Here is a 274-nt window from a genome sequence, read left to right as displayed (position 1 = left end):
ACATTTGCCGCTGTTGCGCCGGTACGCCCGTGCCCTCACCGGTAGCCAGGGGTCCGGGGATGCTTATGTCGGCGCGATGCTGGAGGCTCTGATCCAGGACCCGGCCCTGCTCGACGAGCGCTACGGCGCGCGCGCGGGTCTTTTCCGGCTGTTTACTCAGATCTGGAATTCGGTCGCCCTGAACGACGACGCCGAGGTGGCCACCTTGCCGATGCCCCCGGAGCGGCGGCTCTCCAATATCACTCCGTTACCGCGCCAGGCGTTCCTGTTGTTG

1 pseudogene is annotated in these 274 nt (G+C 66.1%); it reads left to right on the top strand.

Annotated features, from left to right (window positions below):
- Positions 1-274 (top strand): annotated as a pseudogene (locus CVH10_RS20355) (hypothetical protein); the annotation flags it as partial.

Origin of the sequence: Halomonas sp. ND22Bw (genome assembly GCF_003011945.1) — a bacterium.
GTDB classification, from domain to species: domain Bacteria; phylum Pseudomonadota; class Gammaproteobacteria; order Pseudomonadales; family Halomonadaceae; genus Halomonas; species Halomonas halophila.
Note: the sequence above shows the minus strand (reverse complement) of the source record. Positions and strands in the feature narration are given on the sequence as shown.